This window comes from Nocardioides koreensis, from assembly GCF_039531775.1.
GTDB lineage: Bacteria > Actinomycetota > Actinomycetes > Propionibacteriales > Nocardioidaceae > Nocardioides > Nocardioides koreensis.
Genome location: NZ_BAAAQR010000002.1, coordinates 25,684 through 51,712, shown reverse-complemented (window position 1 = coordinate 51,712; position 26,029 = coordinate 25,684). Strand labels below are relative to the sequence as shown.

Genomic DNA, 26,029 nt, shown 5'->3' with positions numbered 1-26,029 from the left:
GTGCAGCGTATGACGTGCCTCCTGACGCGGCCCGGGCATGTCCGGCCCGGCCACCCGGCGCGGGGCATCGTGTGCCGCACGGCCATACGGCTGTGACGGCCGTCATGACTAGGATCGCCGGCAGGCGAGGCCGGCTCTTTCCGGTCCGGACCAGAGCGCCCGGGGACGGGCAAGGGAGGACGAGGCGTGGACAAGGTCGTGGCGAGTGCTGCCGAGGCCGTGGCGGACATCCCCAGCGGAGCGACGCTGGCGGTGGGCGGCTTCGGGTTGTGCGGGATCCCGTCGGTGCTGATCGAGGCGGTCCTGGAGGCCGGGGTCGAGGAGCTCGAGGCGGTGTCGAACAACTGCGGGGTCGACGACTGGGGCCTGGGCCGGCTGCTGATGGCCAAGCGGCTGCGGCGGATGATCTCCTCCTACGTCGGGGAGAACAAGGAGTTCGCGCGGCAGTACCTGCACGGTGAGCTCGAGGTCGAGCTGACCCCGCAGGGCACGCTCGCGGAGCGGATGCGCGCCGGCGGGTCCGGCATCCCGGCGTTCTTCACCGCGACCGGTGTCGGCACCCAGGTGGCCGAGGGTGGCCTGCCGTGGAAGTACGACGCCGAGGGCAACGTGGTGGTGTCCTCGCCCCCGAAGCAGACCCAGCGGTTCGAGACCGCCGAGGGCGAGAAGGAGTTCGTGCTCGAGCACGCGATCGTGGCGGACTTCGGCCTGGTCCGGGCCTGGAAGGGCGACCGGCACGGCAACCTCGTCTACCGCGACTCCGCGCGCAACTTCAACCCGCTCGCCGCGATGTGCGGCCGGGTCACCGTCGCCGAGGTCGAGGAGCTGGTCGAGCCCGGCGAGCTGGACCCCAACGACGTGCACACCCCGGGGGTGTTCGTGCAGCGCGTGGTCGCGCTGACCCCGGAGCAGGCAGCCGACAAGCGCATCGAGAAGCGGACCGTGCGTCCGAAGGAGGGCAACTGACATGGGGTGGACGCGTGAGGAGATGGCGGCCCGGGCCGCCTCGGAGCTGCACGACGGCTCCTACGTCAACCTCGGGATCGGGCTGCCGACGCTCGTGCCCAACTACGTCGACGACGACGTGGAGCTGGTGCTGCAGTCGGAGAACGGCATCCTCGGCGTCGGGGCCTACCCCGTCGAGGGTGAGGAGGACGCCGACCTGATCAACGCCGGCAAGGAGACCGTCACGCTGCGCCGCGGGGCGTCGTTCTTCGACTCCGCCACCTCGTTCGGGATGATCCGTGGCGGCAAGATCGACGCCGCGATCCTGGGCGCGATGCAGGTCTCGGCCACCGGTGACATCGCCAACTGGATGATCCCCGGGAAGATGGTCAAGGGCATGGGCGGCGCGATGGACCTGGTCCACGGCGCCAAGCGCGTGATCGTGCTGATGGAGCACGTCGCCAAGGACGGCTCCTACAAGATCGTCGAGGAGTGCTCGCTGCCCTACACCGGCAAGGGCGTGGTCCAGCGGATCATCACCGATCTGTGCGTCATCGACGTGACCCCCGACGGGCTGAGGCTCGTCGAGCTGGCGCCCGGGATCACCGAGGACGAGGTCCGGGAGAAGACGGAGCCGGAGATCCACGTGGCCTGAGTGGAGGCGGTGTGACCGGAAGTCGTGCCGAGTGGGAAGGCTGCTGGTTTGCGCGATGTGCGTCATCGCGCCGGGATCGATAACGTGGATGGCCGTTTCGGGACCCGGTTCAGCGCCGGTCGGTCCCGCGCGATCCTGACCCGACAGGTCAGTCCGATCACCACGAGTGACCCGACCGAAAGGCACGAATGTCACAGAGTCCGCCGCTCGATCGCCCAGCCAGTCCTGACGGCCCGTCCGACGCGGGTGGCCACCCGGCCGGCGACCCCGGAGGAGCAGCGACTCCGCCCTCGGGGCACAAGCTGATCGCCGCGCCCCGGGTCTTCCTCCCGTCGGCCGGGCTGCTCGTCCTGTTCGTGGCGATCGCCGCCATCTGGCCGTCCCAGCTCGGCGACGTGCTGGCCAAGGCGAACACCACCGTCGTCCAGGACATCGGCTGGTGGTACGTCGCCATCGTCACCGGCTTCGTCGCGTTCTCCGTCTGGGTCGCCGTCTCGCCGATGGGCGACATCGTCCTCGGCAAGGACGACGAGGAGCCGGAGTTCGGCCTCAAGTCCTGGTTCTCGATGCTCTTCGCCGCCGGCATGGGCATCGGCCTCGTCTTCTGGGGCGTGGCCGAGCCGCTCAACCACATGGCCTCGCCGCCCCCGGGCACCGACACCTCGGGCGGCGCCGGGGATGTGGCCCGCTCCGCCATGGACACCACCTTCCTCCACTGGGGCCTGCACGCGTGGGCCATCTACGTCGTGGTCGGCCTGGCCATCGCCTACGCCGTGCACCGCAAGGGCCGGCCGATCTCGCTGCGCTGGGCACTCGAGCCGCTGCTGGGCGACCGGGTCCTCGGCTTCTGGGGCGACCTCATCGACGTCGTCGCGATCGTCGGCACCCTGTTCGGCGTCGCCACCTCGCTCGGCTTCGGCGTGACCCAGGTCGGCGCGGGGCTGGAGTACCTCGGCGTCGTGGGCGAAGCGACGAACACGCTGCTGGTCCTGCTGATCGCCGGGATCACCGCGATCGCGCTGACCTCGGTCGTCAGCGGGGTCGACAAGGGCATCAAGCTCCTGTCCAACATCAACATGGTCGTGGCTGCCGGGCTCCTGGCGCTCGTCCTGGTGCTCGGCCCCACCGTGTTCCTGCTCAGCGACTTCGTCACGCAGATCGGGTCGTACCTCGAGAACTTCCTGAAGATGTCGTTCAACGTGCGGCCCTTCCAGGAGGGCGGCGCGTCGTGGCTGTCCGGCTGGACGACCTACTACTGGGGCTGGTGGATGAGCTGGGCGCCGTTCGTGGGCGTCTTCATCGCCCGCATCTCGAAGGGCCGCACGGTCCGGCAGTTCGTGGCGGGAGTGCTGCTCGTGCCGACGCTCGTGACGTTCCTGTGGTTCTCGGTCCTCGGCGGCTCCGCGCTCTACCGTGAGGTCTTCGGCAACGGCGGCCTGATCGCGAAGGACGGCTCCGTCTCGACCAACACGGCGCTGTTCCAGCTGCTCGACGGGCTCCCGATGTCGACCGTGCTCAGCGTGATCGCCCTGGTGCTCATCGTGGTCTTCTTCGTGACCAGCTCGGACTCGGGCTCGTTCGTGGTCGACATGCTGGCGGAGGGCGGCAACCTGAACCCGCCCGTCTGGAGCCGGGTCTTCTGGGCCTCCATGGAGGGCATCGTCGCAGCGGTGCTGCTGGTCGCCGGTGGCCTGGCCGCGCTGCAGACGACGGCGATCCTGGTCGCGGCGCCGTTCAGCATCGTGATGGTGCTGATGGTCGTGGCCACGGCCAAGGCCCTGATGCAGGAGAACCGGATCATCCAGCGTCGCCGTCGCACCTGGCTGGCCCGGGAGATCGCCGAAGAGGTCCAGGCCGGCAGCCCGCCGAAGTCCTGAGATCCATCCGCACCGCCACGAGAGCCCCCGGCACCGCCGGGGGCTCTCCGCGTCTGCGCCGATGAGTGTCGGCTCCGGTCCCGGTCTGCATGTTCGACACCGGAGCGCGGCGAGCGCAGGAGGAGCCATGGGCACGGTCATCGCGAGCATCACCACCTCGGTCGACGGCTACGTCACCGGGCCGCAGGACGGGCCGGAGCGCGGTCTGGGCATCGGGGGTGAGCGCCTCCACTACTGGGTCATGGGCGGACCATGGACATATGCGGACGACGGCCGGGACGCCGGGGGGATGCACGGGCCCGACAAGGAGTTCTTCGACGAGCTCACCGAGGGCATGGGATCCGGGATCGTCGGCCGGAACATGTACGACGCGGCCGGCGCCTGGGGCGGGTCCAACCCGTTCCCGGGCCCCCTGGTCGTGCTCACCCACCGCACCGAGGACCAGCCCGGCCCCGATGCCGGCTTCCACTTCGTCGACGGGTTCGACGCCGCGCTCCTCCGGGCGCGCGAGCTCGCCGGGGACGGCGTCGTGGCGCTGGGCGGGGGTGCCGACCTGATCCGGCAGGGGCTGGCCGCCGGCGTCGTCGACGAGCTGGCGATCTCGACCGCGCCCGTAGTCCTCGGCGGCGGCAAGCGGCTGTTCGACGGCTTCGACCAGGACGTCGACCTGGAGATCCGGTCGGTCCACCACTCGCCGTACGCCACGCACGTGAGGTACGCCGTCGTCCGCTGACCGGGCCCCGCGGGCTGCGCTCCCGGTGCCCGGGGGCCATGATGGGCCGACGACTCATCTCATCTCGGGAGGCTCGATGACACTGGACGCGCGTCAGGAAACCCAGTCGACCCCACGTTGGCAGGTGGTCGGGCCCGGGCTGGTGGTCGCGGCGACCGGTGTCGGGGCCGCGGACCTGGTGGCCACGCTGGTGGCGGGTTCGAAGTTCGGCTACACCTTGCTGTGGGTGGCGGTGCTGGGTGCCGTCATCAAGGTCGTGCTGGTCGAGGGGGCGGGGCGCTACTCGCTGGCGTCGGGGCGCACGATCTTCGAGGGCTGGCGCAGCCTGGGCCGCTGGACCACGTGGTACTTCGCGCCGTACATCGCCATCTGGGGCCTGGTGTACGGCGCCACCGCGATGTCGTCGTCGGCCCTGCCCCTGATCGCGCTGTTCCCGGACCTGTCGCTGAGGTGGACGGCGGTCGTGTCCGGGCTCGTCGGCCTGGCGCTGGTCTGGCTCGGCTCCTACGGGCTCTTCGAGAAGGTCATCACGGTCTTCGTCGGGCTCATGTTCGTCGCGGTGGTCGGTGCGGCGATCCTGACGTTGCCCAACCTCGGCGAGGTGCTGCTGGGGCTGCGTCCGATCTTCCCCGGCGGCTCGGTCATCAACGTGCTGGCGATCGCCGGCGGTGTCGGGGGCACGATCACGCTGGCCGCCTACGGCTACTGGCTGCGGGAGAAGGGCTGGTCGACCCCGCGCTTCATGCGGGTGATGCGCATCGACAACGGCGTGGCGTACGCGGTGACCGGGGTCTTCGTGGTGTCCATGCTGATCGTGGGCGCCGAGCTGCTCTACTCCGCCAACATCGCGATCGACACCGGCGACCAGGGCCTGGTCCAGCTCTCCGACGTGCTCCAGGACCGGTACGGCGAGGGGTTCGGCCTGGTCTTCCTCATCGGGTTCTGGGCCTCGTCGTTCTCCTCGCTGATCGGCGTCTGGAGCGGCGTGAGCCTGATGTTCGCCGACTTCTGGGGGAACCTGCGGCGCCTCGAGCCCGGCCACCCCGACACCCGCACGGGCGGCCGCTACTTCAGGGCGTACATGCTCTGGCTGACGTTCCCGCCGATGCTGCTCCTGCTGCTCGACAAGCCGGTGGGGCTGATCCTCGCCTACGGCACCCTGGGCGCGCTGTTCATGCCGTTCCTCGCGATCACGCTGCTGCTCCTGCTGAACCGGCGCCGCGCCGCGCACCCGGACAGTGCGGACGTGCCGGAGCGGTGGCGCAACGGCTGGCTGTCGAACTCGCTGATGGGGCTGTGCGCCCTGCTGTTCTTGGTGCTGGCCGCCAACGAGCTGCGCGAGGTGCTCTCGCCGTACGTCTCGTTCCTGTGACCGGAGGCGGTGAGTAGGGTGCCGACCATGACCAAGTGGGAGTACCTGACCGCGCCGATCCTGACGCACGCCGCCAAGCAGATCCTCGACAACTTCGGGGCCGACGGATGGGAGCTGGTGCAGATCGCGCCGGGGATGAACCCCGAGAACCTCGTCGGCTACTTCAAGCGCCCCCTGGAGGGCTGAGATGAGCACTCCCGAGGAGCGACTGGCCGAGCTCGGCCTCTCCGTGCCCGAGGTGGCCAAGCCGGTGGCGGTGTACATCCCGGCCGTGCGCAGCGGCAACCACGTCTTCACCTCCGGCCAGCTGCCCATGCGCTCGGGCGAGCTGATGCTCACCGGCAAGGTCGGTGGCGAGGTCAGCCAGGAGGAGGCCGTGGAGTGCGCCCAGCAGTGCGCGCTCAACGCGATCGCGGCGGTCAAGGCGGAGATCGGCGACCTCTCGCTGGTCAAGCGGATCGTCAAGGTCGTCGCGTTCGTGGCGTCCACCCCCGACTTCACCGGCCAGCCGCTGGTCGCCAACGGCGCCTCCGAGCTGTTCGGCAAGGCCTTCGGCGACGCCGGAGTCCACGCCCGCTCGGCCGTCGGCGTGCCCGTGCTGCCGCTGGACTCGCCGGTCGAGGTCGAGCTCATCGTCGAGGTCTGAGCCCGGTGCTCCGGATCCCGCTGCCGCCGCAGCTGGTCGAGCAGGCCCGCGAGTACGCCGCGGGCAGGCTCACGCCGGCCGAGCCGCGCAACGCCGCGACGGTCGTGCTGCTGCGTCCCTCGGCACAGGGCTCGTCGGCCGGCGGACCCTCGGTCTACCTGCTGCGCCGGCAGACGTCCATGGCGTTCGCGGGGGGCATGTGCGTCTTCCCCGGCGGCGGCGTGGACCCACGGGACTTCGAGGCGCACGTGGACTGGGAGGGACCGACGCCGGCGGAGTGGGCGGTGCGGCTCGGCACCGACGAGGAGACCGCGCTGGCGCTGGTGTGCGCCGCGGTCCGCGAGACCTTCGAGGAGTCCGGCGTGCTGCTGGCGGGCACGTCGCCGCACACCGTGGTCGCCGACACCACCGGCGAGGACTGGGAGGTCGACCGGGTCGCCCTGGAGAAGCGGGACCTGGCGTTCACCGAGTTCCTGGCCCGGCGCGGCCTGGTGCTGCGCGCGGACCTGCTCGGCGTGTGGTCGGGCTGGCTGACGCCGGTCTTCGAGCCGCGTCGCTACCGCACCTGGTTCTTCGTCGCCGAGATGCCCGAGGGGCAGCGCACCCGCGACGTGTCGAGCGAGTCGTCGTCGGTGGCCTGGCTGCCGGCGAGGTCCGCCGTCGAGGCGGTCGACGCCGCCGAGATGCTCATGCTCCCACCGACCTACCTGACCTGCCTCGAGATCGCGCAGCACGACACTCCCGAGCACGTCCTCGCCGCCGCCGAGGGGCGCCGGGTGGAGATGTTCACCCCGCAGGTCGTGGGCGAGGGTGAGGACGCCACGCTGTCCATGCCGGAGTCGCTGCGGGCGCTGGTGGAGGCTCGTCTCGGGGGCGCGGACGGATGAGCTGGTCCGGGGGAGCGTTCGGGGAGCGGGGGCGCTGCGTGCTGGCCCCGAACGCGAACATCATGACCCTCGACGGCACCAACACCTGGGTGCTGCGCGAGCCCGGTGCCCGGCGCTCGGTGGTCATCGACCCCGGGCCGTCGATCCTGGCGCACCTCGATGCCGTGGCAGCTGAGGCCGGCGAGGTGGCCGCCGTGCTGCTGACCCACCACCACGCCGACCACTCCGAGGCGGCCCGCGAGTTCGCCGGGCGGGTGGGGTGCGGCGTACGCGCGCTGGACCCGGCGTACCGGCTGGGGGCCGAGGGGCTCGGCGACGGCGACGTGGTCTCGGTCGACGGTCTCGAGATCCGGGTGGTCGGCACGCCCGGCCACACCTCGGACTCGCTGTCCTTCCTACTGCCCGCGGAGGGGGCGGTCCTGACCGGCGACACGGTGCTGGGCCGCGGCACCACGGTGGTGGCGCACCCCGACGGCCAGCTGGGGGCCTACCTCGGCTCGCTGGACCGGCTGCACGCCCTCGCCGCCGAGCACGAGCTGCGCGCGATCTGGCCGGGCCACGGCCCGGTCATCGACGACGCCCTGGGCGCCCTCGACTTCTACATCGCGCACCGGCGCGAGCGGCTGGCGCAGGTCGAGGATGCCGTCCTCACGCTGTCGGGGGAGCTCACCCTCGCCCGGGCGCTGCCGCACGTCGACCTGGAGGCCGGGACCGGCTCCTCGCTGACCCCGCGCGCCGTGGTCGAGCACGTGTACGCCGACGTCGACCCGGTGCTGTGGGGTGCCGCCGAGCTCTCGGTCCGGGCGCAGCTGGCCTACCTTTCCACACGTTGAGTTGGGCCGGATTCGGCCGCGACTTGGGCGTGATTCGGCCCGTCTCCATCCGGACCTCCGGGGCTGACCGGCCGCGGACCGTCCACAGGGGGTCGTCCCTGCCGCCTTCTGCACAGGTGCGGCGTCCGGCCGCCTCGACTCGTCCGAGCCATCGCACCGTGGCCGCATGCTGGTATCGACCGAGTTCCCCTCGACACCGTTCACCTGGGCGCAGGTGGCCAAGCTCGGCGTACGACGCTGGAAGCTCGACGCCGCCGTGCGGCAGCGAGTGCTGATCCGGCTCTTCACCAGTGTCTACGTCCGGGCAGACGTCGAGCTCACGCCCCTGCTGCGGGCGCAGGCGGCCCTGCTGGTCATCAGCACGCACTCGGTGCTCTGCGACCGCAGCGCGGCCTGGTTGCACGGCATCGACGTGCACCCCTTCCGCGAACGTGACGTCGTGCCGAGGCTCGAGTCCTACGTCCTGCGCGGTCATGACCCCACGGATCGCCCGGAGTGCGCGGGCGGCACCCGGGACCTGGTGGCGACCGACTGGATGACCCTCGGTGGCGTCCGCGTGACGACGCCCTTGCGCACCGCCATGGACCTCGGCTGCAAGCTCTCTCGACGCGAGGCGCTCGCGGCCATGGATGCGCTCGTGCGGGTCCACGGGTTCACGCTGGCCGACATGTTGAAGCTTCTGCCGCGTTACTTCCGTCGGCGCGGCGTGATCCAGCTGCGCGAGCTGATTCCCCTCGTGGACGGCGCCTCCGAGTCACCGGGTGAGTCGTGGACCCGGTTGGAGATCCTCGATCGGGGTCTGCCGCCGCCCAAGCTCCAGCACTGGGTCTACGTCGACGGCGTGCCGACGTACCGACTCGACCTGGCCTACCCACACGCTCGGGTGGCCATCGAGTACGACGGCGAGGAGTTCCACAGCAGCTCGGCGGACCGGGAGGCAGACCGACTCCGGCGGAAGTGGCTCCGAGATCATGGCTGGACGGTGATCGTGGTGACCAAGCACGACTTCACCGCCGCGGCGACGGATCGGTGGATCCGCGAGATCCGTGAGGCCCTCGGCCTGCGGTGAGCAGGGAAGCTGCGGCTGCCGATGGACGCCAGGCCGCAACTGATCACGCCCAACCCAACCGAATCAGGCCCAACTCGACGTCGAATCCGGCCCAACTCAACGGGGCATGAGACGCCGTCGCAGGAGCAGGCGGGCGGCCACGAGCAGGGCCAGCGCCCCGGCCACGCCGAGCCCGATGGTCAGCGCGAGCCGCTCGTCGGACCACGGCCAGTCCGGTTCGGGGCGACTGACGGTGGGGTGCTGCGCCGTGACCAGGTCGCTCGCCACGGCCAACGTCCAGGGCACGGAGGCATCCAGGTGCCCGACGACCCGAGGGGCGTGGCCAGGTCCGACCAGCTCCAGCGTGCCGTCCTCCGGTCCCACGGATGACCCCTCGAGGGGGGCGACCGCCACGAGCACGTCCGGACCCACCCAGGCAAGCGCGGTGGTGAACGCCTCGGCGGCCGTGGACGGGTAGGCCCGGGCCCCGCCGGCGACCGGGTCCACCTCGACCGCGGCGGTCCCCGGACCCGGTTGTGCCACGGGTCCGTTCCCGCCGACGCCGGTGGCGAGCAGGCCCGAGGCCGGGTCGAGGACGACCGGTCCGGCCACCCGGCCCGCTGCGACAGGGGTGCGCGAGACGTGCCGACCCCCGAGGGTGGTCAGGTGTCCCTGGTCCAGCACCTGCACCCGACCCCGGTCGTCCGCCCCGATGACGGTGGGGTCCGGCCAGCGGCCCCCGGCTCGCAGCACCTCGGGCACATCGGTGCCGATGTCGAGCCTGCCGACGGCAATCCGGTCGGCCCGGCTGCCGTGCTCGTCCCAGTACGTCAGGACCGCGCCCGACCAGCCCAGCCAGCGGCCGCCGGGGGCGAATGCCAGCTGGAGCACCGACACGCCCTCGCCCTCGTCGAGGGCCGCGGTCGTCAGCCGGCCGGTGCGCAGGTCGAGGACCCGGATGCCCGTCTGCCGGGCGCTCTCGTCGCCGAAGGCCCACGCAAGGTGGTAGCCGTCCGGCGACAGTGCCAGCGCGGGCTCGTCGAGGATCGGGACCTCGTTCATCCCCGGCAGGTCCACCACGTGGTAGGCGCCGTCGACGGCCCCCACCAGGACCGCCCGGCGGTGGAGGGGGTCGATCCAGGCCGCGACGGTCCGACCCGCGGCCAGGTCGTCCGCCGGCCGCGCGCTGTCCGGCACGGCGTACAGGTGGTCGGGGAGACCGGGCGCGGAGGAGCCGGCGACAGGAGTCGAGCCGGGGCGCGGTAGCACGCCCGTGACACCGCCGAGGGCCAGCAGCAAGACCGCGACCGCCGCGCCCGCGAGCACCCGACCCCGCCGCCTGGCCCGCCGGGCACGCGCCCAGGTGTCGTCGGGCACGTCGGCGACCGGCGCGGACTCGCCGATCCGGTGCAGCTCCTCGCGGAGGCTCTCGGTCCTCATGCGGGGTCCCCGATCAGCTCGGCGAGCTCGGGGGCCAGGGTCCGCAGCCGGCCGAGCGCCTGCCGGGTGATCGACTTGACCGTCCCGGAGCCGATCCCGAGGACGTGCGCGGCCTGCACCTCGGTGAGGTCCTCGAAGAACCGGAGCACCAGCACCGTCCGCTGTCGCGGGGTCAACCGGCCGAGGGCCTCCTCGAGGGTCAGCCGCAGGTCGGTGTCCGCCGATGCCGCCGGGGCGTCGTACGAGCCGAGCGCGGTCTCCTTGACCCGGCGGGCCCGCCACCAGGACACGTTCTGGGTGTAGAGGATCCGCCGGACGTAGGCCTCGGGCGACCCCTGGATGCGACCCCAGCTCCGTGCCGCCTTGAACAGTGCCGTCTGCACGAGGTCCTCCGCGAGGTGGGCGTCCCCGGTCAGGAGGTACGCCGTGCGCGACAGGGCAGGCGTGCGCGCCACGACGAACGCGTGGAAGTCGTCCTCAGCAGTCGGCACCCGAGCCCCCTTTCACCTCTACGACGCACGCAGGGGTGGGTTCGGGGGTCACCCGGCCGAGAGATTCCTCAGCGGGCGCGGCGGGAGAGCCGCTCGACGTCCATGATCACGACCGAGCGGGGCTCGAGGCGCAGCCAGCCGCGCGAGGCGAAGTCGGCCAGCGCCTTGTTGACGGTCTCGCGGGAGGCGCCGACCAGCTGGGCGAGCTCCTCCTGGGTGAGGTCGTGGTGGACGTGCACGCCGTCGTCGGCGGTGCGGCCGAAGCGGTCGGCGAGGTCGAGCAGCGCCTTGGCGACCCGGCCCGGCACGTCGGAGAAGACCAGGTCGGCAACGACGTCGTTGGCCTTGCGGAGCCGGCCGGCGAGCTGGGCGAGCAGGCCGCGGGCGACGACCGGGCGGCCCTCGAGCCAGCGCAGCAGGTCCTCGTGCGAGAGCGAGGCGAACGACGCGTCGGTGACGGCGGTGACTGTGGCCGAGCGCGGGCCCGGGTCGAAGAGCGAGAGCTCGCCGAACATCTGGCCGGGGCCGAGGATCGCGAGCAGGTTCTCGCGGCCGTCCGAGGAGGTGCGGCCGAGCTTCACCTTGCCGTCGAGGACGATGTAGAGCTTGTCGCCTGAGTCGCCCTCGTGGAACAGCACGTCGCCCCGCCGCAGCCGGCTCTCGGCCATCGAGGCGCGCAGCGCGGTGGCTGCCTCGTCGTCGAGCGCGCTGAACAGCGGCGCCTGACGCAGTACGTCGTTGTCCACGAAACCTCCTGGTGACCTCACCCGCCCCAGACGGGCGGCCGCGATGATCCTAGCCAGTGGAATTGGTCACAGGAACAACCGGCTCCGGTTGGTCGCCCTCCGCGGGCCGTCGGCGGGGCGCCGTACGCTGGGCGTCGTGCTCGATGCGGAAACCCCCACCGGCCTGGTCAGGCGTGCCCGGAAGATCGACCGGGTCCTCGCCGAAACCTACCCCGACGCCCGCTGCGAGCTCGACTTCGACAACCCCTTCGAGCTGCTCGTCGTCACGGTGCTGTCCGCGCAGACGACCGACAAGCGGGTCAACGCGGTGCGGCCGACCCTGTTCGCGGCGTACCCCGACGCCCCCGCGATGGCGGCCGCCGAGCGCGACAAGCTCGAGCAGATCGTGGGCCCGCTGGGCTTCTTCCGGGCCAAGACCGAGTCCCTGCTCAAGCTCAGCCAGGCTCTCGTCGAGCGGTACGACGGGCAGGTGCCGGCCCGGCTCGAGGACCTGGTCACGCTGCCGGGCGTCGGCCGCAAGACCGCCAACGTCGTCCTCGGCAACGCCTTCGGCATCCCCGGCATCACCGTCGACACCCACTTCGGCCGGCTCGCCCGCCGCTTCGGCTGGACCGACGAGACCGACCCGGTCAAGGTCGAGCACGCCATCGGTGCGCTGTTCCCCAAGCGGGACTGGACGATGCTCAGCCACCACCTGATCTGGCACGGCCGCCGGATCTGCCACTCCCGCAACCCGGCGTGCGGGGCGTGCCCGGTCGCCCACTGGTGCCCGGCGTACGGCGAGGGCCCCACCGACCCGGAGGCCGCCGCCAGGCTGGTCAAGACCGAGGGCAGAGCGTGAGGCCCTCCCTCGTGGCCGCGCTGGCCGCGGCGGTGCTGGCGCTGGGCGCCTGCGGCACCGACTCCGTGCCCACCCCCGGACCGGCGAAGATCGACGTCGACACCCCGCAGCTGCGCCAGCTCAAGCAGGAGGCCGGGGTCGAGGCCTGCCGTCCGGGCGACGGCGAGCCCGTCGACGGCGGCCTGCCCGACGTGACGCTCCCGTGCTTCGGCGGCGGGCGCGACGTCGCCCTGTCGAGCCTGCGCGGGCCGCTGGTGGTCAACCTGTGGGCGTCCTGGTGCGGGCCGTGCCGCAAGGAGATGCCGGTGCTCGAGGAGTTCCACCGCAGGTACGGCGACCGGGTCGGCGTCGTCGGCGTCGACTTCGAGGACCCGCAGACCCTCAGCGCGATGGACCTGGTCCGCACGAGCGGGGTGACCTACCCGCTGCTGGCCGACCCGCAGGGCGAGCTCCAGGGCAACGCCCCGTTCCCGGCACGGATGGGGCTGCCGCTGTTCGCGTTCGTCGACGAGGACGGCACCGTCGAGCTCGCGGCGGGGGGCGTCGACTCCGTCGACGAGATGGTGGCCCTCGTCGACGAGCACCTGGGAGTGGACCTGTGACCGATCCCAGCGAGCTGCCCGAGTGGCTGCGGCCGGTGGCGGAGGGGGCGCAGTCCATCACCGTCCACGACCTCACCCGGTTCATGCCCCCGGAGGACTCCGACGCCCGGCTCGGCGCGGTGCTGATGCTCTTCGGCGACGGCCCCGGCGGCCCCGACCTGCTGCTGACCGAGCGCGCCCACCACATGCGCTCCCACCCGGGGCAGGTGTCCTTCCCCGGCGGCTCGATCGACCCCGGCGAGACGCCCGTGGAGGCGGCACTGCGGGAGGCCCTGGAGGAGACCGGGCTCGACCCCGGCGGGGTGACCGTCTTCGCGGAGCTGCCCGAGCTCTGGCTGCCGCCCAGCAACTTCGCCGTGACCCCGGTCCTGGGCTGGTGGCACGAGCCCACCGAGGTCGCGGTCGTCGACCCCGACGAGGTCCACGAGGTCTACCGGGTCCCGATCCGGGAGCTGGTCGACCCGGCGCACCGGATCGCCGTACGCCACCCCTCCGGCTGGGTCGGCCCGGGCTTCCTGATCGGCGAGGACAAGGACGTCATCCTGTGGGGCTTCACCGCCGGCATCATCGCCCGGCTCTTCGACTTCCTGGGGTGGACGGCCGAGGTGGACGACCCGCCGATGCGTGACCTGCCGGACTACATGCTGCAGGGTGAACCCGTCCCACGCGACGTCCAGCCCAACACCAGATTCGAGGAACGCCGGTGAACATGCTCGACTGGCTGCTGGTGGTGCTGGTCCTGGCCTATGCCCTCTCGGGGTACTGGCAGGGCTTCATCACCGGCGCGTTCGCCACTGCTGGACTGCTGCTCGGCGGCCTGTTCGGCGTGTGGCTCGCCCCGGTCGCCCTCGGCGACGCCACGCCCTCGCTGCTGGTGTCGCTCGGGGCGCTGTTCATCGTGATCCTGTCCGCGTCGCTGGGGCAGGCGATGCTCCAGTTCGCCGGCGCCAAGATCCGCGACCGGATCACCTGGCAGCCGATCCGAGCCCTCGACGCGGTCGGCGGCGCGGCGCTGAGCGCGGCGGCCGTGCTGCTGGTCGCCTGGGCGCTCGGCGTGGCGATCTCCGGCACCCGCATCGGCGGGATCACCCCGATGGTGCGCAGCTCGACGGTGCTCGGCGAGGTCGACGGGGTGCTGCCCACCTCGGCCGGCGGAGTCCTGCAGGCGTTCAACAACGTGGTCGGGACCAGCTTCTTCCCGCGCTACCTCGAGCCGTTCGCACCCGAGCGGATCGTCGAGGTCGGGCCGGGACCGCAGCGGCTGCTGAAGGACCCCGACGTCACCGCCGCCGCCACCAGCGTGCTCAAGGTGCGCGGAACCAACGACTGCGGTCGCGGCGTCGAGGGCTCCGGCTTCGTCTACGCCCCCGACCGGGTGATGACCAACGCCCACGTCGTCGCGGGCGTGGACGACCCCGAGCTCATCGTCGGTGACTCCTCGGTGCCCGCCGAGGTCGTCTACTACAACCCCGACATCGACGTGGCCGTCCTCGCGGCCGACACCGGCTCGGCGCCGGCGCTCGACTTCGACCAGGAGGGCGCCGCCCGGGAGGGCGTCGCGGTCCTCGGCTACCCCGAGGACGGGCCGTACGACGTGCAGCCGGGCCGCATCCGTGCCGAGCAGCGGCTGCGCTCGCCGAACATCTACGGCGACGGCGCGGTGATCCGGCAGGTGTTCTCGCTGCGTGGCCTGGTCCGGCCCGGCAACTCCGGCGGCCCGATCGTCTCCTCCGCCGGCGACGTGGTCGGCGTGGTGTTCGCGGCGTCGGTCACCGACCAGGAGACCGGCTACGCCCTGACGGCCGAGCAGGTCTCCCGGAGCGCCGAGCTGGGCCGGTCCAGCGACGGGGCCGTCTCGACCGGCGACTGCGCGGGCTGAGCGGAGACGCGCCAGCGGATCCGCTGGTGGTGGTCGAGCGAGCCGCGCGACTGAGGGACGAAGTCGCGGCCGGCGTGTCGCGGCCGACGAGGTCGGGTCAGGCGGGCCGGGGCGGCGCGGACGTGCGCGCCCGTGGCCGGCTCCGTCAGGCCTGACCCTTGAGCGCGTTCGGGATCTGCTTGCCCTGCCGGATGGCTCCCTCGGGCGCCCGGACCTGCTTGACCTTGCGGACGCCGATCCACACGAGCAGCCCGGCGAGCAGCAGGTAGAACCCGAACACGATGAGGAACGCCCACTGCAGGGCAAGGCCGTTGCCGTTCCAGTTGATCAGGTAGGCGATCGCGACCGAGAGCATGATGATCGCGAGCACCGCCAGGAAGCCGGCAGCGGCGAACAGGCCGATCCCGGTGCCACCGGCCTTGAAGCTGACCTTGAGCTCGGACTTCGCGAGCTGGATCTCCTTGGAGATCAGCGTGGAGATGTCGCGGCTGGCGTCCGTGACCAGACGACCGATGGTGGGGTCGCCCTCCGAAACGGGCGCTGCCTTGACCGGTTCGGTTGCCATGCGGTGTTCCCCTTGGTGGTGATGTGGCTCGTGGGCGGGCTTGTGCTGACCCTACAGAAGACGCCCGGGGCGCCGAGGCCTCAGGCCGTCCCGGGCCGTCCCTCGCCGTCGTGCTCGTAGACGTCGGGCACCCCGTCCGCGTCGCTGTCGACCTCCTCGAGCTCGCAGATCCGGCGGTAGACCCGGTTGCGGGCGCGGAGCACGACGGCCGCGAGCAGCGTGGCGAGGAGGGAGCCGACGAGCACCCCGACCTTCACGTGGTCCTCGCGGGCGCTCCCGGCGCCGAAGGCCAGCTCGCCGATGAGCAGGGACACGGTGAACCCGATCCCGGCCAGCATCGCCATCCCGATCACGTCCACCCACGACAGCTCGTCGTCGAGGTCGGCCCGCGTGAACCGTGCCAGCAGCCACGTCGAGCCGGCGATGCCGAGGGTCTTGCCGACCACGAGACCCAGGACGATGCCGAGCGCGACCCGGTCCTCCAGGGAGGTCACGAGACCGTCGAGGCCGCCGACCGTGACCCCCGCCGCGAAGAACGCGAAGACCGGCACCGCCACCGCCGCGGAGACCGGCCGCACCAGGTGCTCGAGGTGCTCGGCCAGGCCGGCACCCTCCTGCCCGTCCTGGCGGCGTACCGGCACCGTGAAGGCGAGGGCGACCCCGGCCACGGTGGCGTGCACGCCGGACTCGTGGACCAGCGCCCAGGCCACGACGGCCAGCGGGATGAGCAGCCAGCCGCGGTGCACCCGACGCTGCACCAGGAAGCCGAAGAGCGCGATCGGCAGCACCGCGAGCGCGAGGAAGTCGAGGTGGAGCTCGGAGGTGTAGAAGAGCGCGATGATCGTGATCGCGAGGAGGTCGTCGACGACGGCGAGGGTCAGCAGGAAGGTCCGCAGCCCGGCCGGCAGGTGGGTGCTGATCACGGCGAGGATCGCGACCGCGAACGCGATGTCGGTGGCGGTCGGGATCGCCCAGCCGCCCAGGCCGCCGTGCCCGCCGAGGTTGACCGCCACGTAGACGAGCGCGGGGAGCGCCATCCCGCCCACCGCGGCCACGACGGGCAGCGCGGCCCGCCGGGGGTCGCGGAGGTCTCCCGCCACGAACTCGCGCTTGAGCTCCAGCCCGGCCACGAAGAAGAAGATCGCCAGCAGCCCGTCCGCCGCCCAGGTGCCCAGGCTCAGGTGCAGGTCGAGGGCCTCGGGACCGACCGTGTAGTCCCTCAGGCCGGTGTAGGCGTCCACCCACGGGGTGTTCGCCCAGACGATCGCGATGACGGCGCCGGTGATGAGCAGCATGCCGCCGGTCGTCTCGGCGCGCAGGATCCCGGCGACCCGGGAGCTCTCGAGGAACGACCCGCGGGCGAACAGCCGGGGCGAGCTGCGGTGGCGCTGCGGACGGGGTGCGGGCTGGGACACGGTGCTCCTGGGGTCGACGACATCGTGCCGACCAGACTTCCCGGCGCTCCTGCCCCAACCCTACCCAACGCCGAGTCGGCGCAGCTTGCCCCCTGAGACGGGCCGAGTCGGCGCAGTTTGACCCTCGCTCGGGGTGAAACTGCGCCGACTCGGCGTGGGTGCTGGGGTCAGTCCTCCGACTTGCCGGAGGCGAGCCCGCTGGAGATCAGGTCCATGACCGAGGAGTCGGCCAGGGTGGTGACGTCGCCGACCTCGCGGTTCTCCGCGACGTCGCGCAGCAGCCGCCGCATGATCTTGCCCGAGCGCGTCTTCGGCAGCTCGGCGACGATCATGATCTGGCGGGGCTTGGCGATCGCGCCGATCTCCTTGCGGACGTGGTTGCGCAGCTCCTCGACGATGTCGTCGCCGCCGTCGCCGGCCTCCTCGCGCAGGATCACGAACGCGCACACGGCCTGCCCGGTGTCCTCGTCCTTGGCGCCGACCACCGCCGCCTCGGCGACCTTCGGGTGGGAGACCAGCGCCGACTCGATCTCGGTGGTGGAGAGCCGGTGGCCGGAGACGTTCATGACGTCGTCGACGCGGCCGAGCACCCAGATGTCGCCGTCCTCGTCCTTCTTCGCGCCGTCGCCGGCGAAGTAGTACCCCTGCTTGTTGAAGCGCGACCAGTAGGTCTCCTTGAACCGCTCGTCGTCGCCCCACAGCGTGCGCAGCATCGACGGCCACGGCTCGGTCAGCACCAGGTAGCCGCCGGAGCCGTTCGGCACCGGCTCGCCCTCGTCGTTGACCACCTCGGCGGCGACGCCCGGGATCGGCGTCATCGCCGAGCCCGGCTTGCCGGCGGTCACGCCCGGCAGCGGGCTGATCATGATCGAGCCGGTCTCGGTCTGCCACCAGGTGTCGACGACCGGGGTGCGGTCGCCACCGACGACCGAGCGGTACCAGACGTAGGCCTCGGGGTTGATCGGTTCGCCGACCGACCCGAGCAGTCGCAGCGACGACATGTCATGGCGGTCCGGGATCTCCCGGCCCTGCTTCATGAACGAGCGGATCGCGGTGGGCGCGGTGTAGAAGATGGTGACGCCGTACTCCTCGATGATCTTCCACCAGCGGCCGCGCTCGGGGGAGTCCGGCGTGCCCTCGTAGAGCACCTGCGTGGCGCCGTTCGCCATCGGCCCGTACACGATGTAGGAGTGCCCGGTGACCCAGCCGATGTCGGCGGTGCACCAGAAGACGTCGGTCTCGGGCTTGAGGTCGAAGACCGCCCAGTGCGTGTACGCCGAGCCGACGAGGTAGCCGGCCGTCGTGTGCAGGATGCCCTTGGGCTTGCCGGTCGTGCCCGAGGTGTACATGACGTAGAGCGGGTGCTCGGCGTCGAAGAACTCGCACGCGTGCTCGGTGGACGCGGAGTCGACGGCGTCGTGCCACCAGACGTCCACGGAGTCGTCCCAGTCGACCTCCTGGCCGGTGCGCCGGACCACGAGGACCTTCTCCACGCTGAACCCGTTCTCGGCGGTCTTGGCGCGGGCCTCGTCGACCGCCGGCTTCAGCGCCGACGGGGCGCCGCGCCGGTAGCCGCCGTCGGAGGTGACGACGACCTTGGCCTGGCAGTCGGTGAGCCGGGAGGCCAGCGCGTCGGAGGAGAAACCGCCGAAGACCACTGTGTGCGGGGCGCCGATGCGGGCACAGGCCAGCATCGCCACGACCGCCTCGGGAATCATCGGCAGGTAGATCGCGACCCGGTCCCCGGTCTTCACACCGAGCTCGGTGAGGGCGTTGGCGGCCTTGCAGACCTCGTCCTTCATCTGCGCGTAGGTCAGGGTGCGGGTGTCGTCCGCGGGCTCGCCGACCCAGTGGAACGCGACCTTGTCGCCGTTGCCGGCCTCGACGTGCCGGTCCACGCAGTTGTACGCCGCGTTCAGCTTGCCGCCGGCGAACCACTTCGCGAACGGCGGGTCGTCCCAGTCGAGGACCCGGTCCCACTTCTGGTCCCAGGCGAGGCGCTCGGCCTGCTCGGCCCAGAAGGCCTCCCGGTCGGACGCGGCGCGGTCGTAGGCCTCGGCCCTGAGGTTCGCGTGCTCGGCGAGCTCGGCCGGCGGCTCGAAGCGGCGCTCCTCGCGGGACAGGTTGGCCAGGGTCTGGTCAGAGGGGGTCTCTTCGCTCACGGTCTCTCCCGAATCTCGCTCGATGTGGCTCTCGCCACCCTAGGACGTGGTCCCCGGACGTGGGTATGTGCCGAGGTCCAGCGTGCACCGGGCGGGTTGGCGGCCGGTTGCCCCGGCGTACGTCGACCCGCCGGGCGCGACGGTCAGCGCCGGGTCAGCGGAAGTCGATGAGCAGCATGTCGGTGTCGGTGCCGTCCGAGATCTCCTCGGTGGCCGGAGGAGCGCTCTCCCGCGGGGCCGCGTCGGGCTCTGCCTCGGACTCCTCCTCGTCGGCGGCGTGCGGCGGCTCCACCACGACGGCACGGAAGCAGCTGGCCGCGTAGGGCAGCTGCATGCCGTCCATGCCGCGCCCGTAGTCGTCGTAGAACGCCAGCACCTCGTCGAGCTTGGCGGCCCGGGCCTCGGCGTCGAGCACGGCGACGTTGGAGCGGGACAGCACCAGGTCCTGGATCGACACGCGGTCCACGGTCTGCCAGAAGCGGAAGGTGGCGTCCTCGACGAAGCCGAACAGCGCCGACTGGACCAACGGGTCGGCCGGCTCGCGGAGCTGGTCCTGGGTGCCGATCAGCCGGCCGAGGCGGCGCACCCACGGGATCCGCTCGTCGCGCTGGTTCCAGACCAGCGCCAGCCGCCCGCCGGTCTTGAGGACCCGGGCGATCTCGGGCAGCGCCCGGTCGAGGTCGAACCAGTGGAACGCCTGGGCGCACACCACGACGTCCACCGACCGGTCGGGCGCGGGGATCTCCTCGGCGGCCGCGACCGTCGTACGGACCTCGGGCAGGCGCCCGCGCAGGACCTCGAGCATCGCGGCGTCCGGGTCGGTGGCGTGCACGTCGTGGCCGAGCGCCACGAGCTGCTCGGTGAGCTTGCCGGTGCCGGCGCCCAGCTCGAGCACGGTCACCGGGTCGTCGCCGCACAGCCACGCCGCCGCCTCGCGGGGGTACGTCGGGCGGCCGCGGTCGTAGGCCTCGGCGACCGACCCGAAGGAGTGGGCCCAGTCGGGCGTCCCGCCGGACGAGGGGAACTGCCGTGCATCACTCATCGGCCGCAACGTTACCGGCTGGTGACCTCTGGATCGGGCTGCCGGTGCCGGGACCTAGCCTTTCGTCCCATGAGTGCGGATCCGCTGGCCTGGTTGACGACCCTGGAGGGCGTGCCCTCGGCGTACGCCGCGACCCGCGACGGGATCGACGTGATGCTGCGCGACCGCGGGCTGCGTCGTACCTCCCCGGAGACCACGGCCGAGTCGCTGCTGCGCGGGGCGCACGCCACTGCGGTCCTCGAGGGGTCCGCGTCGACGTTGGCCGAGGTCCGCGAGGGTGCGGGCGACCAGGTCGCCCAGGACGCCGTCCGGGTGTCCACCGAGCTGCTCTCGCTCACCCCGCTGCTCGCCCGCTCACCCCTGCAGGCGCTGGCGCGGATCCACGCGCTGGCGGCCGCGGGCTCGCTGCCCGACGAGCAGCTCGGCCGGCCCCGGGACGCCGTGTCCGCGGACCGGCTGCGCGGGCTCGCGGAGCTGTTGACGATGCCGACGTCGGCGCCGGCGCTCCTGGTCGCGGCCGTCGTGCACGCCGACCTGGCCACCGCGGCGCCGTTCGCCTCGCACAACGGCATGGTCGCGCGGGCGACCGAGCGCCTGCTGCTGGTGGGGCGCGGCGTCGACGAGAAGTCGCTGGTGGTGCCGGAGGCCGGGCACCTCGCGCTGCGCGCGGCGTACGAGTCCAACCTGCGGGGCTACGCCGACGGCGCGGCCGCCGGTGTCCACGCGTGGGTGCTCTACGCGGCGGAGGCCTACGCGGCGGGGGCCGAGGCGAGCCCGTTGCGCCGCCCGGCCGAGTAGGACCCGGGCTCCCGGGTCCGGACGTGCGAGCGGCACCCGACTCGAAAGATTCGGATGCCGCCGCTGACACGTGAGTCCATGGCTACCAGGCGTGCATCGTCAACTGCTGCCCCGGGAGTATCCCGGTCTGCAAGCGCCCTGTAGGAAGGGTAGATCGCCGCGTGGGTACCCGGATCACGTGCGGTTCGTGTGGAGTTCTGATGCCGTTTCTACGCCCCATCACCGGAGTGTTCAAGGGTTGACATTCGGCGCGCGGGCGCGACAGATCAGGCGCCGAGCCGACGCCTCCGGGCGTTGGCCCACATCACCCCGCCGAACGCGACCACGCCGCCGACCGCCAGCGCCGCCAGGGTCGGCCGGGCCGGCGGCAGCGGGACCCGGCTCCGCAGCGCGACCGGCTTGGTGAAGACCAGGACCGGCCAGCCGTTGGACGCGGCGATCCGGCGCAGCTCGCGATCGGGGTTGACCGCGTGGGGGTGCCCGACCGCCTCGAGCATGTGCACGTCGGTGACCGAGTCGCTGTAGGCGTAGCTGTGCTCGAGGTCGTAGCCGACGAGGTCCGCGAGCTCGCGGATCGCGCGGGCCTTCTCCTCGGCGTACGCGTAGTACTCGATCTCGCCGGTGTACTTGCCGTCCGCGATCTCCATCCGGGTCGCGACCACGCGGTCGGCCCCGAGCATCTCGCCGATCGGACCGACCACCTCGGTCCCGGAGGTGGAGACGATCACGACGTCTCGCCCGGCGAGGCGGTGCTCCTCGATGAGCGAGACGGCCTCGTCGAAGACCAGCGGGTCGACGATGTTGTGCAGCGTCTCGGCGACGATCTCGCGGACCGTCGCGACGTCCCAGCCGGCGCACAGCTGCGACATGAACTGCCGCATCTTCTCCATCTGGTCGTGGTCGGCCCCGCCGACGAGGTAGACGAACTGGGCGTACGCCGAACGCAGCACCGCGCGCCGGGAGATCAGCCCACCGGCCTGGAACGGGCGGCTGAAGGCCAGGGTGCTCGACTTGGCGATGATCGTCTTGTCGAGGTCGAAGAAGGCCGCGGTGGGGCGGGGCGCCATGGGCTCATCGTAGGTGGATGGTGGTCCGGCCCGCCGGAGGCGGCCCGGTTGTCGTCCCCAGCGCGGGTTCCGGCGGGCGTTGTCCACAGGCGGGTGCCGACGGGCCCGGTCGGCCGGCGGTCGCGGGCAGCCTCTCCGCCATGACCTCGCCACTGTTCATCACCCGCGACGAGTCCCTGCTCGACGAGCTGCTGCGCCTCGCGGCCGCGGCCGGGGTCACCCCGGACGTGGCCCACGACGAGGCCGCGGCGCTGCGGGGCTGGGCCGCCGCCCCGCTGGTGCTGCTCGGCGCCGACCTGGTCGCCGAGGTGGCGGGCACCGCACCCGCCCGGCGGGAGGGCGTGCACGTGGTGGCCTGGGGCGAGGCGACCGAGGGCCTGTACCGCCACGCCGTGGCGGTCGGCGCGGAGAGCGTGAACGGGCTGCCCACCAGCTGCGACTGGCTGACCGAGCGGCTCACCGACCTCGGTGACAGCGACCGACCCCGGGGCCTGCTCGTCGGGGTGGTCGGCGGCTCCGGGGGCGCCGGCGCCACGACCTTCGCCTGCGCGCTGGCCCAGCTGGCCGCGTCCACCGGTCCCGCGGTCGTCGTCGACGCCGACCCGCTCGGGCCGGGCGCCGACCGGGTGCTCGGGCTGGAGGGCCACGACGGCGTCCGGTGGGACGCGCTGTGCCAGACCACCGGGCGGCTCAGCGCCCGCGCGCTGCGCGAGGCGCTGCCGAGGCGCAACGGGCTCGGCGTCCTGACGTGGTACGCCGGGGCGACGGCGGGCCTGCAGGCGTTCGCGGTGCGCGAGGCGCTCTCCGCGGCCCAACGCGGCCACGACACCGTCGTGGTCGACCTGCCCCGCACCGCGGACCCCCTGGTCGAGGAGGTCGTGTCGCGCTGCGACCGGGTGCTGGTCCTGGTGGTGCCCACGGTCTCCGGCGTCGCGGCCGCCGGGCGGCTGTGCGCGCGCTCCGCGGATCCCGCGCGCCTCCGGCTGGTGGTCCGCGGGAGCGGCATCGAGCCCGAGGAGATCGCCCGCGCCACCGGCGTCCCCGTGCTGGCGCGGATGGCCGACCAGCGCGGGCTGGCCGAGTCCCTCGACCTCGGGCTGGGCCCGGTCCGGTCCCGGCGCGGGCCGCTCGGGCGAGCGGCCACGGAGGTGCTCGGCCAGCTGATCGCGACGAGGGCCGCCGCGTGACGGTCGGGCTCGCGGGGGAGCCGGCGCGGCCGCCGGCGGAGCCGGGTGACCTGGAGGCGGTCCGGGACCGGCTGGCCCGGGAGCCGGGGGAGCTGACGCCGCACCGGGTGGCCCGGGCACTGCGGGAGAGCGGTCGGCCGGTGGGCGACGCCGCGGTGCTGGCCGTCTACGAGGCGCTGCGCCGCGACGTGGTCGGCGCGGGTCCGCTCGAGCCGTTGCTGCGTACGCCGGGGGTGACCGACGTGCTCGTCAACGGCGCGGACCGGGTCTACCTCGACCGCGGCGCCGGCCTGGAGCCGACCGGGGTCCGGTTCCCCGACGAGGAGGCGGTGCGACGGCTGGCCCAGCGCCTTGCCGCCGTCGGGGGACGCCGGCTCGACGACGCCACGCCCCACGCCGACCTGCGCCTGCCCGACGGGACCCGCTTCCACGCCGTGCTGGCGCCGGTCGCCCGGCCCGGGACCCTGATCTCGCTCCGGGTGCTGCGGCCCCGCGGCTTCACCCTCGAGGAGCTGGAGGCCGCCGGCACGCTGGGCCCGGACGCGGCCGAGCTGCTCCGCGCGATCGTGGCCACCCGCCTGGCCTTCCTGGTCAGCGGGGGCACGGGCACCGGCAAGACCACGCTGCTCGCGGCGCTGCTGTCGCTGGTGGCGCCCGCTGAGCGGATCGTGCTGGTGGAGGACGCGGGGGAGCTGCGGCCGCGGCACCCGCACGTCGTGGGTCTCGAGAGCCGTCCGGCCAACATCGAGGGGGCGGGCGAGATCGGCCTGCGCACCCTGGTCCGCCAGGCCCTCCGGATGCGCCCCGACCGGCTGGTGGTCGGCGAGGTGCGCGGCGGCGAGGTCGTGGACCTGCTGGCGGCGCTGAACACCGGCCACGAGGGCGGGTGCGGCACCCTCCACGCCAACTCGGCCGTGGACGTGCCCGCCCGGGTGGAGGCTCTGGCCCTGGCCGCCGGGCTGGCCCGCGCCGCGGCCCACAGCCAGCTCGCCTCGGCGGTCGACGTGGTCCTGCACCTGGCCCGCGACCGCGATGGTCGGCGCCGGCTCGCCCAGGTGGCGGTCCCGGAGCGGGGCTCCGACGGTCTGGTCACGATGGCCGTGGCCCTGGGCCTCGGACCCGACGGCACGATCACCCCCGGGCCGGCAGCGGGCCGGCTGGCCTCTCGGCTGGGCTCGTGACCCTCCTGGCCGTGGTGGCCGCGGCCCTCGCCGCCCTGCTGCTTCTGCCCGGACGACCCGGCCGTCCAGGCGGGCTCGGCGGGCCGTTGAGACCGCCACCAGCCGGGGTGTCGGCCGGGGTGGTGGTGCTGTGCTGGGTGCTGGGTGGGGCGCTGCTGGTGCTCCTCCAACCCGGCGCCGCCGCGCTGGTGGCCGTGGCCGTCGGCGCCGCGCTCGGGGGCTCGCTGCTGTGGAGGGCCAGGCGGCGACGGCGCGAGGCCCGGGTGGTGGCCGGCCGGGTCCTCGAGACCTGCGAGCTGCTGGCCGCCGAGCTGGGTGCGGGGCAGCCGCCCGGTCACGCCCTCGAGCGGGCCGCCCGTGCCTGGCCGCCGCTGGCGCCGGCCGCCGAGGCGTTCCGGGTCGGCGCCGACGTGCCCACCTCGCTGCGCCAGCTCTCCGGCTCGGCGGGCGCGGCGGACCTCAGGCTCGTGGCGGCCGCGTGGCAGGTGGCGCACCGCACCGGCCAGGGGCTCGCCGAGGCGGTCGACGGGGTGGCGGCGGACCTGCGCGCCGCGGAGGCCAGCCGGCGGGTGGTCGAGGGCGAGCTCGCCTCGGCGCGCGCCACCGCGCGGCTGGTCGCGGGCCTGCCGGTGCTGGCGCTCGCGATGGGGTCCGGGGCCGGTGGTGACCCGTGGGGCTTCCTGCTCGGGCACCCGGTGGGCCTGGCCTGCCTCGCCGGCGGGGTGGCGTTCGGCCTGGCCGGGCTGGGCTGGATCGAGGCGATCGCCCGGGACGTGGACCGGTCCCCGTGAGCGCGTGGCTGGCGGTCCTGTGTGCCGGCGCGGCCGCCGGGCTCGCCGTACCCCTGCGGGCGCGGGCGCCGGTGGAGGCACCCGCGCGGACGCAGCCGGCGGCGGCCGGAGGGCTGCGCCGGTTGCGGCTGCTGTGGTCCCTGCTCGCGGGGGCGGGCGCGTGGCTGTTCGTCGACGGGACGGCCGGCGCGGTGGCCGGTGCCGTGGTGGCGACCGGCGCCTGGGTGGTCGTCGGCCGCGCCGAGACGCCGGAGGCGCGGCGCACCCGCGAGCAGATCCGCCGCGACCTGCCGCACCTGGTCACCCTGTTCGCGGCGACGCTGCGCGCGGGCGCCGCCCCGGGCGACGGTGTCGCCCTCGTGTGCACGGCGCTGCCCGGTGCCGCCTCCGAGCGGCTCTCGGGGGTGGCGGCGCGGCTCGCGCTCGGCGTGGACCCGGTGCAGGTGTGGGAGTCGCTGGCCGACGACGCGGACCTCGCCCCGCTGGGACGGACGCTGGCCCGGTCCCAGGCCACCGGGGCCGCGGTGGTGCCGGCGGTGGAGCGGCTGGCGGCCGACCTCGCGCGTCGGACCCGGGCCGAGGTCGAGGACCGGGCCCGAGCCGTGGGCGTCAAGGCCGCCCTGCCCCTGGGGCTGTGCCTGCTGCCGGCGTTCGTGCTCGTGGGCATCGTGCCGCTCGTCGCCGGCCTGCTCGAGAGCCTGGCGCTGTGACCTGCGGGCGGCCACGAACCGTCCACCGCCGCAGCCGCGGCAGGGTCGTCCACAGTCCGGGTCGCTCCCGGTCGCTGCGGCCGGCTCGATCCCCGAGGGTCGGTGCAGGCGGCCGC

27 protein-coding genes are annotated in these 26,029 nt (G+C 73.1%); 19 read left to right on the top strand and 8 right to left on the bottom strand.

Annotated elements, in window-relative coordinates; translation table 11 throughout:
• Window positions 1-186 precede the first annotated feature (186 nt).
• From ABD268_RS04265 to ABD268_RS04220, 10 genes are all read left to right on the top strand, one after another.
• On the top strand, window positions 187-966 hold the full coding sequence (locus ABD268_RS04265) for a CoA transferase subunit A (RefSeq protein ID WP_344148110.1): 780 nt from the start codon (window positions 187-189) through the stop codon (window positions 964-966).
• Between the two features lies 1 nt (window position 967).
• Entirely contained in the window at window positions 968-1,600 is a 633-nt protein-coding gene (locus ABD268_RS04260; protein ID WP_344148107.1) for a CoA transferase subunit B, read from the top strand.
• Window positions 1,601-1,788: 188 nt separating this feature from the next.
• Entirely contained in the window at window positions 1,789-3,477 is a 1,689-nt protein-coding gene (locus tag ABD268_RS04255) for a BCCT family transporter (protein ID WP_344148104.1), read from the top strand.
• 127 nt (window positions 3,478-3,604) lie between these two features.
• Complete coding sequence (locus ABD268_RS04250; protein ID WP_344148101.1) at window positions 3,605-4,210, top strand: dihydrofolate reductase family protein; 606 nt, start codon at window positions 3,605-3,607, stop codon at window positions 4,208-4,210.
• Window positions 4,211-4,286: 76 nt separating this feature from the next.
• Window positions 4,287-5,582, top strand: coding sequence for an Nramp family divalent metal transporter (locus ABD268_RS04245; protein WP_344148098.1), 1,296 nt, complete (start codon window positions 4,287-4,289; stop codon window positions 5,580-5,582).
• A gap of 27 nt (window positions 5,583-5,609) precedes the next feature.
• A complete protein-coding gene (gene sp36 / locus ABD268_RS04240) occupies window positions 5,610-5,768 on the top strand; it encodes a Sp36 family protein (protein ID WP_180935256.1) in 159 nt (52 codons plus the stop codon).
• 1 nt (window position 5,769) lies between these two features.
• A complete protein-coding gene (locus tag ABD268_RS04235) occupies window positions 5,770-6,228 on the top strand; it encodes a RidA family protein (RefSeq protein ID WP_344148091.1) in 459 nt (152 codons plus the stop codon).
• 5 nt (window positions 6,229-6,233) lie between these two features.
• Window positions 6,234-7,115 carry an NUDIX hydrolase gene (locus ABD268_RS04230; RefSeq protein ID WP_344148088.1) on the top strand — a complete coding sequence of 294 codons (882 nt, stop codon included), beginning with the start codon at window positions 6,234-6,236 and terminating at the stop codon, window positions 7,113-7,115.
• A complete protein-coding gene (locus ABD268_RS04225) occupies window positions 7,112-7,948 on the top strand; it encodes an MBL fold metallo-hydrolase (RefSeq protein ID WP_344148085.1) in 837 nt (278 codons plus the stop codon). Before ABD268_RS04230 ends, ABD268_RS04225 begins: the two co-directional genes overlap by 4 nt.
• A gap of 166 nt (window positions 7,949-8,114) precedes the next feature.
• Window positions 8,115-9,017, top strand: a complete 903-nt coding sequence (locus tag ABD268_RS04220) for a DUF559 domain-containing protein (RefSeq protein ID WP_344148083.1) — start codon at window positions 8,115-8,117, stop codon at window positions 9,015-9,017.
• A gap of 96 nt (window positions 9,018-9,113) precedes the next feature.
• Here the strand turns inward: ABD268_RS04220 and ABD268_RS04215 are convergent, their stop codons facing one another.
• The 3 genes from ABD268_RS04215 to ABD268_RS04205 all read right to left on the bottom strand — a co-directional run bounded on the left by ABD268_RS04215 (window position 9,114) and on the right by ABD268_RS04205 (window position 11,673).
• A complete protein-coding gene (locus ABD268_RS04215) occupies window positions 9,114-10,436 on the bottom strand; it encodes a hypothetical protein (protein WP_344148080.1) in 1,323 nt (440 codons plus the stop codon).
• Window positions 10,433-10,927: a SigE family RNA polymerase sigma factor gene (locus tag ABD268_RS04210; protein WP_344148077.1), complete on the bottom strand. Its 495-nt coding sequence runs from the start codon at window positions 10,925-10,927 to the stop codon at window positions 10,433-10,435. Before ABD268_RS04210 ends, ABD268_RS04215 begins: the two co-directional genes overlap by 4 nt.
• Window positions 10,928-10,995: 68 nt before the next feature.
• Entirely contained in the window at window positions 10,996-11,673 is a 678-nt protein-coding gene (locus tag ABD268_RS04205) for a Crp/Fnr family transcriptional regulator (RefSeq protein ID WP_344148074.1), read from the bottom strand.
• Between the two features lie 136 nt (window positions 11,674-11,809).
• On the opposite strand from ABD268_RS04205, the gene nth reads away from it, so the two are divergent.
• Genes nth through ABD268_RS04185 form a run of 4 tightly spaced genes read left to right on the top strand, consistent with a single transcriptional unit; the run spans window position 11,810 to window position 14,995 of the window.
• A complete protein-coding gene (gene nth, locus ABD268_RS04200) occupies window positions 11,810-12,514 on the top strand; it encodes an endonuclease III (protein ID WP_344148071.1) in 705 nt (234 codons plus the stop codon).
• Window positions 12,511-13,116: a TlpA family protein disulfide reductase gene (locus tag ABD268_RS04195; RefSeq protein WP_344148068.1), complete on the top strand. Its 606-nt coding sequence runs from the start codon at window positions 12,511-12,513 to the stop codon at window positions 13,114-13,116. Before nth ends, ABD268_RS04195 begins: the two co-directional genes overlap by 4 nt.
• Entirely contained in the window at window positions 13,113-13,823 is a 711-nt protein-coding gene (locus ABD268_RS04190; RefSeq protein ID WP_344148065.1) for an NUDIX hydrolase, read from the top strand. The genes ABD268_RS04195 and ABD268_RS04190 overlap by 4 nt, the downstream gene beginning before the upstream one ends.
• Window positions 13,824-13,825: 2 nt before the next feature.
• Window positions 13,826-14,995: a MarP family serine protease gene (locus tag ABD268_RS04185; protein ID WP_344149178.1), complete on the top strand. Its 1,170-nt coding sequence runs from the start codon at window positions 13,826-13,828 to the stop codon at window positions 14,993-14,995.
• Between the two features lie 145 nt (window positions 14,996-15,140).
• On the opposite strand, the gene ABD268_RS04180 is transcribed toward ABD268_RS04185, so the two are convergent.
• From ABD268_RS04180 to ABD268_RS04165, 4 genes are all read right to left on the bottom strand, one after another.
• Window positions 15,141-15,560 (bottom strand): phage holin family protein, encoded by a 420-nt coding sequence (locus ABD268_RS04180; RefSeq protein ID WP_344148062.1) that lies wholly within the window; start codon window positions 15,558-15,560, stop codon window positions 15,141-15,143.
• 80 nt (window positions 15,561-15,640) lie between these two features.
• The gene (gene nhaA / locus ABD268_RS04175; protein ID WP_344148059.1) at window positions 15,641-16,975 is read right to left on the bottom strand and encodes a Na+/H+ antiporter NhaA; all 1,335 of its coding nucleotides are present in this window, start codon (window positions 16,973-16,975) and stop codon (window positions 15,641-15,643) included.
• 167 nt (window positions 16,976-17,142) lie between these two features.
• Window positions 17,143-19,137, bottom strand: a complete 1,995-nt coding sequence (gene acs / locus ABD268_RS04170; RefSeq protein WP_344148056.1) for an acetate--CoA ligase — start codon at window positions 19,135-19,137, stop codon at window positions 17,143-17,145.
• 154 nt (window positions 19,138-19,291) lie between these two features.
• Window positions 19,292-20,179 (bottom strand): class I SAM-dependent methyltransferase, encoded by an 888-nt coding sequence (locus tag ABD268_RS04165; protein WP_344148053.1) that lies wholly within the window; start codon window positions 20,177-20,179, stop codon window positions 19,292-19,294.
• A 69-nt stretch (window positions 20,180-20,248) separates the two neighbouring features.
• Here ABD268_RS04165 and ABD268_RS04160 point away from each other — a divergent pair, with 69 nt between their 5' ends.
• Complete coding sequence (locus tag ABD268_RS04160) at window positions 20,249-20,977, top strand: Fic family protein (RefSeq protein ID WP_344148050.1); 729 nt, start codon at window positions 20,249-20,251, stop codon at window positions 20,975-20,977.
• Between the two features lie 266 nt (window positions 20,978-21,243).
• On the opposite strand, the gene ABD268_RS04155 is transcribed toward ABD268_RS04160, so the two are convergent.
• Window positions 21,244-22,044 carry an HAD family hydrolase gene (locus ABD268_RS04155; RefSeq protein ID WP_344148047.1) on the bottom strand — a complete coding sequence of 267 codons (801 nt, stop codon included), beginning with the start codon at window positions 22,042-22,044 and terminating at the stop codon, window positions 21,244-21,246.
• Window positions 22,045-22,184: 140 nt separating this feature from the next.
• On the opposite strand from ABD268_RS04155, the gene ssd reads away from it, so the two are divergent.
• From ssd to ABD268_RS04135, 4 genes are read left to right on the top strand one after another with little or no spacing between them, the layout of a single operon-like run.
• Complete coding sequence (ssd, locus tag ABD268_RS04150) at window positions 22,185-23,231, top strand: septum site-determining protein Ssd (RefSeq protein WP_344148045.1); 1,047 nt, start codon at window positions 22,185-22,187, stop codon at window positions 23,229-23,231.
• Complete coding sequence (locus ABD268_RS04145; RefSeq protein WP_344148042.1) at window positions 23,228-24,412, top strand: TadA family conjugal transfer-associated ATPase; 1,185 nt, start codon at window positions 23,228-23,230, stop codon at window positions 24,410-24,412. The genes ssd and ABD268_RS04145 overlap by 4 nt, the downstream gene beginning before the upstream one ends.
• A complete protein-coding gene (locus ABD268_RS04140; RefSeq protein WP_344148038.1) occupies window positions 24,409-25,203 on the top strand; it encodes a type II secretion system F family protein in 795 nt (264 codons plus the stop codon). Before ABD268_RS04145 ends, ABD268_RS04140 begins: the two co-directional genes overlap by 4 nt.
• A complete protein-coding gene (locus ABD268_RS04135) occupies window positions 25,200-25,913 on the top strand; it encodes a type II secretion system F family protein (protein WP_344148034.1) in 714 nt (237 codons plus the stop codon). Before ABD268_RS04140 ends, ABD268_RS04135 begins: the two co-directional genes overlap by 4 nt.
• Window positions 25,914-26,029: the final 116 nt, after the last annotated feature.